The organism is Leptodesmis sp. (assembly GCF_052746595.1).
This window is the reverse complement of the sequence record NZ_JBRAGO010000161.1, coordinates 1-6,282: the sequence shown is the minus strand read 5'-3', so window position 1 is coordinate 6,282 and position 6,282 is coordinate 1. Positions and strand designations below refer to the sequence as shown.

9 protein-coding genes are annotated in these 6,282 nt (G+C 45.4%); 4 read left to right on the top strand and 5 right to left on the bottom strand.

Features of this window, described 5'->3' with window-relative positions; all coding sequences use genetic code 11:
- Nucleotides 1-215 precede the first annotated feature (215 nt).
- The 4 genes from ACUVQO_RS21980 to ACUVQO_RS21965 all read right to left on the bottom strand — a co-directional run bounded on the left by ACUVQO_RS21980 (nt 216) and on the right by ACUVQO_RS21965 (nt 3,053).
- The gene (locus ACUVQO_RS21980; protein ID WP_445927958.1) at nt 216-560 is read right to left on the bottom strand and encodes a thioredoxin family protein; all 345 of its coding nucleotides are present in this window, start codon (nt 558-560) and stop codon (nt 216-218) included.
- A 45-nt stretch (nt 561-605) separates the two neighbouring features.
- Nucleotides 606-1,568 carry a thioredoxin-disulfide reductase gene (gene trxB / locus ACUVQO_RS21975; RefSeq protein ID WP_445927957.1) on the bottom strand — a complete coding sequence of 321 codons (963 nt, stop codon included), beginning with the start codon at nt 1,566-1,568 and terminating at the stop codon, nt 606-608.
- Between the two features lie 6 nt (nt 1,569-1,574).
- Nucleotides 1,575-2,438 carry a cytochrome c biogenesis CcdA family protein gene (locus tag ACUVQO_RS21970; protein WP_445927956.1) on the bottom strand — a complete coding sequence of 288 codons (864 nt, stop codon included), beginning with the start codon at nt 2,436-2,438 and terminating at the stop codon, nt 1,575-1,577.
- A gap of 96 nt (nt 2,439-2,534) precedes the next feature.
- Nucleotides 2,535-3,053 (bottom strand): thioredoxin domain-containing protein, encoded by a 519-nt coding sequence (locus tag ACUVQO_RS21965; RefSeq protein WP_445927955.1) that lies wholly within the window; start codon nt 3,051-3,053, stop codon nt 2,535-2,537.
- A gap of 890 nt (nt 3,054-3,943) precedes the next feature.
- Here ACUVQO_RS21965 and ACUVQO_RS21960 point away from each other — a divergent pair.
- The 4 genes from ACUVQO_RS21960 to ACUVQO_RS21945 all read left to right on the top strand — a co-directional run bounded on the left by ACUVQO_RS21960 (nt 3,944) and on the right by ACUVQO_RS21945 (nt 6,150).
- Complete coding sequence (locus tag ACUVQO_RS21960; protein ID WP_445927954.1) at nt 3,944-4,105, top strand: hypothetical protein; 162 nt, start codon at nt 3,944-3,946, stop codon at nt 4,103-4,105.
- Between the two features lie 54 nt (nt 4,106-4,159).
- Nucleotides 4,160-4,555: a cysteine dioxygenase family protein gene (locus ACUVQO_RS21955; protein WP_445927953.1), complete on the top strand. Its 396-nt coding sequence runs from the start codon at nt 4,160-4,162 to the stop codon at nt 4,553-4,555.
- Nucleotides 4,556-4,919: 364 nt separating this feature from the next.
- Nucleotides 4,920-5,432 carry a sensor histidine kinase gene (locus ACUVQO_RS21950; RefSeq protein ID WP_445927952.1) on the top strand — a complete coding sequence of 171 codons (513 nt, stop codon included), beginning with the start codon at nt 4,920-4,922 and terminating at the stop codon, nt 5,430-5,432.
- Between the two features lie 37 nt (nt 5,433-5,469).
- Nucleotides 5,470-6,150: a response regulator transcription factor gene (locus ACUVQO_RS21945; RefSeq protein WP_445927951.1), complete on the top strand. Its 681-nt coding sequence runs from the start codon at nt 5,470-5,472 to the stop codon at nt 6,148-6,150.
- A 2-nt stretch (nt 6,151-6,152) separates the two neighbouring features.
- Here ACUVQO_RS21945 and nrtS read toward each other — a convergent pair whose 3' ends face one another.
- Entirely contained in the window at nt 6,153-6,230 is a 78-nt protein-coding gene (nrtS, locus tag ACUVQO_RS21940) for a nitrate/nitrite transporter NrtS (protein WP_445927959.1), read from the bottom strand.
- Nucleotides 6,231-6,282 lie beyond the last annotated feature (52 nt).

Sequence of the window (6,282 nt, the reverse complement as noted above, 5' to 3'; positions counted from 1 at the left end):
TTCCAGTACTTCCAGGAAACCTGAGAATGATGGGGTGATCCAAATGGGCTGCTGCCGTACAATGCTGTTCAGTGTGTCATTACCTGCAAACCAGGCAGCTACAAATACAGCGGCTAAAACGACTATAGCCAGAATCATGGGCTAAATCATCCATTAAGCTCATAATTATTTTCTCCAAGCTATACAAACACAAAGACTAAAACTTTACTAGAGCTTTACTGGAGAACCTTTTGAATGACTTCTGCATAGAGCTTTTTCGGTTTTAATCCAGCAATTCGCTCCAGAACCTTGGTTCCTTGAAACAACACCACTGTGGGAGCACTCCTCACCCCCAATTCCATGGCAAATCCAGGATCTTCTGTCATATCGATGGTGACCAGATGCAACTTTCCTGCATGATCCGTCACAAGTTGTTGTAAGACTGGAGCAAGGGTTTCACAAGAGGGACAATGAGGAGCAACAAATTTCACCAAAATTGGATTTTTGGATGCTTGTTGCAATTGGGTCAGGTCACTGACACCTTCGCCAAAGATCTTGTTGGTTGATAAGGATTCTGACATGATGACTTCACCTTAAAATACTGAGTTGATGGATGAAATGAGGAATTATGCTACAGACAACGCCGCAAGAGAGTGATGTTCAGCTAACCAGCGTTCAGCTTCGATCGCTGCCATGCACCCTGTTCCAGCGGCAGTAATCGCTTGACGATAGTGATGGTCTTGCACATCACCAGCTGCCCAGACTCCCGGAATATTTGTGGCAGTACTCTTGCCGTCAGTTTGGATGTGGCCAGATTGATCAAGCAGCAATTGTCCTTGAAAGAGTTGGGTATTGGGTGTATGCCCGATCGCGTAGAATAAGCCACTGATAGCTAGTTCAGACACGGATCCTGTCTGCGTATCCTGAACGCGAACCCAGCGTAGAACTTCATCACCGTGAGTACTGAGAGGAACACAATTCCAATGCACTTGAATCTGGGGGTGATTTAGCAGTCGCTCCTGCATGGTTTTAGAGGCTCGCAGGCGATCTCGTCTTACCAAGAGATGCACTTGCCGAGCATATCTCGTCAAATACAATGCCTCTTCTGCCGCTGAATCACCACCCCCGACCACAGCCACTGCAGCACCTTGAAACAGAGGACTGGCGCCATCACAAATGACACAGGCAGAAATGCCATTGTTCCAAAAGGTTTCTTCACCTGGAAGATGCAGTCGTTTTGCCGTTGCCCCCGTGCAGATAATGACCGCGTGGGCGTAGACAACCTGTTCAGTGGAGATGACCCTAAATGGACGCTGCTGGAAGTCTACTGCAACCACATCATCGGTAATGAGTTGAGCCCCCCAGCGCAACGCCTGTTGACGCATCCGCTGCATGAGCTTGGGACCTTGAATGCCTTCAGGAAACCCAGGAAAATTTTCTACCTCGGTCGTCGTCATCAACTGACCACCGGGAACCCCACCGGCTTCAAACCCTTCAAATACACTTGGCTTTAGTCGGGCGCGTCCAGCATAGATTGCCGCTGTATACCCTGCTGGCCCAGAACCAATAATGACAAGATTCTCAATCATTTCACCCTAGCCTCCCATGAACAACCACCGAGTGCCTGTAAACAGGTAGTACACTCCAGTCAGAATCAGAGCAACGCTGCCGAAGCGAATGATGGTCTCGGAATGTTTCAACAACTGATTACTTTGTTTTGCCAGCCCAGTAAACAAACTGGCCAGAAAAATTAGAATGGTGTAACCCAGGGCATAGCTCACCATCGTCAGAGTACCTAAAATCTGAGATCCGGTTGCCGCTGCTGCCGCCAGCACTGCAAACAATACTGGACTGGCGCAGGGAGAACTCACCAAGGCAAAGGTTAGCCCCACTCCGTAGGGCCCTGCCTGGGGCATTTTCACATCTAGCTCAGGCAAGGGCAATTTGACCAGGCCCATTAACCATAGCCCCATCACTGCCATAATCAGTCCGACAACGACGTTGATGTAGCCCCGGTACTCCACCATCACGGCTCCGGTGAAGGAGGAAACTAGGCCAAATAAGCTCAAAATGGTAACTGCACCCAGAACAAATAAGCCTGCTTTCACAAAAGCATCCCAGCGGGATTTAATCTTTAAGGTGCCAATGTAGCTGAGGTTGACGGGTAGCAACGCTAGAATGCAGGGGGAGACACTAGCCAATACCCCACCGACAAAGGCGAGGGGGAGTAAGATGAAAGGATTCGTTGTATCTTGCTGATCAAACCATTGCTGATAGCGGTTTTCAACGATGGAAATAAGTTGTTCGATCGGATGACTGATGACAGATCCCAGTGTGAGAACCAGAATCAGCGCCAGCAATCCCAAACCGCCATAAATTAACCATCTTTTGCCTGATTTTGACCATCTAAATCGTCGAGTAGCCTTCGGCTCAAGCTCTGACTGATGACTAGGTGCCATGCAATTCTCCTTGTATGCAAATGTGAACGAGCAACGGAAAGTTCCTTAAAGCCAGGGCAATAGGTCACGCTGAAAGAGTGATCTTATTGGTGCAATCTATTGCGCGATCGCGGCATCCAGCACGGTTGTATAAGCCGCCAAGTTGGCATTGTTTCGGTGTTGCGCCAGGATCTTGCCTGTTGCCGGATCAATAATAGCAACCATGCCTGTTTGGGCTTTGTTTGCGGCAAAAAACTGCCCCAGCCCCAATTGATTGGCTTTGGCTGCTGACTGACTGGCTTTGGTTTTGTCACTGACATCCAAAACTATAAAGTGAGCCTTTCCACCATATTCTTTTTTCAATTGAGAAAGAGTCGGGGCTATATTCTTGCAAGCCGGGCACCAACTGGCGTAAATATCAACGACTACTGGTTTTCCCTGTAGTTGTCTTGCCAGAGATCCACCTATATTGCCCCCTTTAGAAGCGCAGGGGTTCTTAGAGGCGCAGGGGTTCATTTGCGCGATCGCTGAAGCAGGAGTTGCCGAGCTTTGCATCGTTGTAGCAGCAACTAGGGATACGGCAACGACCAGACTACTGACACACAGACTAAGCCATAACGTTGGCTGTTTACACATAGTTTACTCCTTGCAATTTGAAACACTAAAACTGATTGGCGAACAGTATCAAGACTGACTTCTTGAATTACTATGATATCGATTAAATTTCAGAAGAATGAGTGACAGATGAAAGCTGAATGGATGTCAAATAAAATTTTGAAATTTTGCTAAATCTATGTTTACAAACAGAAAAAATAAATATTTTAGGTTGATGATTCATTTCATAAAAATTCTTTTTCAATAAAAAGGTGAGATTTATTGTTTAATGTAATCTCACCTTTTTAAAGATTTATTTTTTACTTTTTATAAAACGCTATCTCAACAGCTGATATGTCCTCCAGATTCTAGTATCTGACGGTATCTAATGCTCTTATGAGCCTTTCGATTTATGTCTGATAAAGAGAGGTTGCCTGTTTGTTGCTTGGGTTTTTCTATTAAATCTTTTGTATTTTCTATTAAACCTTTCGTATCTATATTATTTTGAGTATGTAAAGAGTTTAAGGACTTCAGATTCTTAGTCATCGTGGTTTACCTCGAGATGATACTGGGATTTACCGCTTTGTGGGTATCATGGCTCTGGAGAGATCATTGGAGATGGCAACAGAATGATGATCAACCGTTATTTAGCGGCAACTGGACTGATTTAAGGTGGGTCAGATGAGGGCGAGATGAATAAGCGATGAGCGGGTGCTAAAGAAAATTGCCCAATAACTTACCGACTGTGCTCTTCAGCAAAAATTCATCTAGGAATTAGCCACGGATCACGTACATCTAGACGAGATTGTCTAAAGTGGAGATAGTTTTGCTTCGTATCTGAGACTGTAACGATCATACAAACTTCAGAGATTTTGCCTCAATTGGAGTATGGCAATCCTTAGTTCTATCAATCTTATAACAGGTTGAAACTGATGACTGGACAAGACTGGTTAGTACAAAATGACGGACAGTGCAAGCCTTTTGTAGAAGTATATCAACATGATTATGAAACTGATTCCTATCGACTGTACCGCTTTTTGACTGACCTGGAAGATGTGCTACACTATTGCACTGATGATTTGTTACAGCTTTAGGCAATTTGCCCACTGGTTCGCAAACTGTTAACCAGTTCTGCATGGTTACAAATCATGCCGCTAGAACCTGATCCTGACCTGGGTTGGGAAGTAACAATGCTTTATGACGAACCATTTTTCCCGCTTACAGTGCAGCTTGTGGCTTGGGCACCAGGGGTAACTTCGCCGATTCATAACCATGCCACTTGGGGAGTGGTTGCCCTGTTAAGTGGACAGGAAAAAAATACCTTCTGGCAGCGATCACCCACTTCAGAATTTTCCGATAGGATTGAATTAGCCGCAGATCTTTTACTTTCTCCTGGAGGCATTCTGTGTTTAATGCCGGATGCCATTCACCAGGTAGAAGCGATCGGCGATCAGCCGACGATTAGCTTTAATCTCTATGGCGAAACTAACTATGACCAGCGATTTGAGTTTGACCTGAACCGATTCACTGCAAAAAACTTTTAGCCCTTGCTTTTCTCCTGTGATGAATCCATGAAGCTCAGCCGTACTATCAGAGGTATTGTCAATACATTAACGGGTAAGCAAATTCTGCCATCATCGTTGCAGTTTCGCTTAACACTGGAGTTGGTTACACTCTCGACTGTTGTGCTGGGTAGTTTACTACCTTACCCTTGATCCGTGATCTGCCATCTGTAATGGAGATGCCGGAAAAACCAACCGTTGTCCACTTTGGCAACCGCTACATTGTGTTGTGTGGCAACCCTTTAATGGTGAATGGTAAACCCATCTACGCCGGAGTGATAACTTAAGTACCTATCAACAGCAGGCACTTGCTACCGCTACCGCCGAAACCGAGCGCACCATTCGCATGTTGCAGGATTTGCTCGATCTGGCGCGGGCAGATAGTGGGCATCTGCACTTTCGGCTAAATCCCATCATGTTGAATACATTGGTAGCAGAAGTGGCAGCTATGAGTCAAAAGGTCAGCAACCGGTTGATTCATGTACTGGCAACCGAGGAAGATGTGGTGACTTGTGCGGATCAAGACCGCCTACAACAAGTACTGATTAATTTGGTAGATAACGCCATCAAATATTCAGCATCAAAACAACCCATTAACTTAATCCTGGAAAAAGACGATCAGTGTGCCCTGATTCATGTGCGCGATCGCGGCATTGGCATTCCGTTGCCCCACCAACAGCGGATTTTTGAACGGTTTTATCGGGTGGATGAGTCAATGACTCGTTCCAGGGATGGGACTGGATTAGGGTTAGCGATCGCGAAAAGCCTGGTTGAAGGAATGAATGGTCGCATTACTCTCCGCTCCAAACCTGGAGAAGGTAGCATATTTACCATAACTCTTCCTCTATGGCACCCTTGATTTTGGCATTCTAAGCCTTTTAATTGGTACTTAATCTATGACTGATCACATTCTTCTAGTTGAAGATGACCCCAAATTGGCAGAATTTGTTCGGGCTGAGCTTAGTTTAGAAGGTTATCAGATCACTGTTGCCTCGAATGGCATGGATGGTCTATCAATAGCACGGGATCTTCAGCCTGACCTATTGATTTTAGATTGGATGCTTCCTGGTATCTCCGGCTTAGATCTTTGCCTGCGACTACGAAAAACAGGCATTCAAGTGCCCATTATTATGTTGACAGCTAGGGATGAAATCCTCGATCGCGTCGCAGGTCTGAATGCCGGAGCCGACGATTACGTAACCAAGCCGTTCAGCATGGAAGAACTACTAGCTAGGGTGAAAGCCCGTCTGCGGCGTACCCATCCAGAAGAACCCGACTTACTAGGGTTTGAAGATCTGACGTTAAATCGACTCACTCGTGAGGTCTATCGCAGTCAGCAACTAATTGAATTGACGGCTAAAGAGTTTGACCTATTAGAATTTCTCCTTCGTCATCCCCGACAAGTCATCACCCGTGATCAGATTCTTGAAAAGGTTTGGGGTTATGACTTTATGGGTGAATCTAACATTATTGAAGTTTATATTCGAGCTTTGCGAATTAAGTTAGAAGCCAACAACCCAAAACGTTTACTACATACTGTTCGGGGAGTTGGCTATGTATTACGGGAGTATGCTTAGAGTCATTTCCAGAAAGCACTGACAACTTGTCCATGAATATTGAACACGTAGGGCATACAGCAAGTCAAAATTGTAGATATCCCTCTTCCATCCTTCTAGCGAGAAATAAATCAGAATAAAGGAATGTTTCTG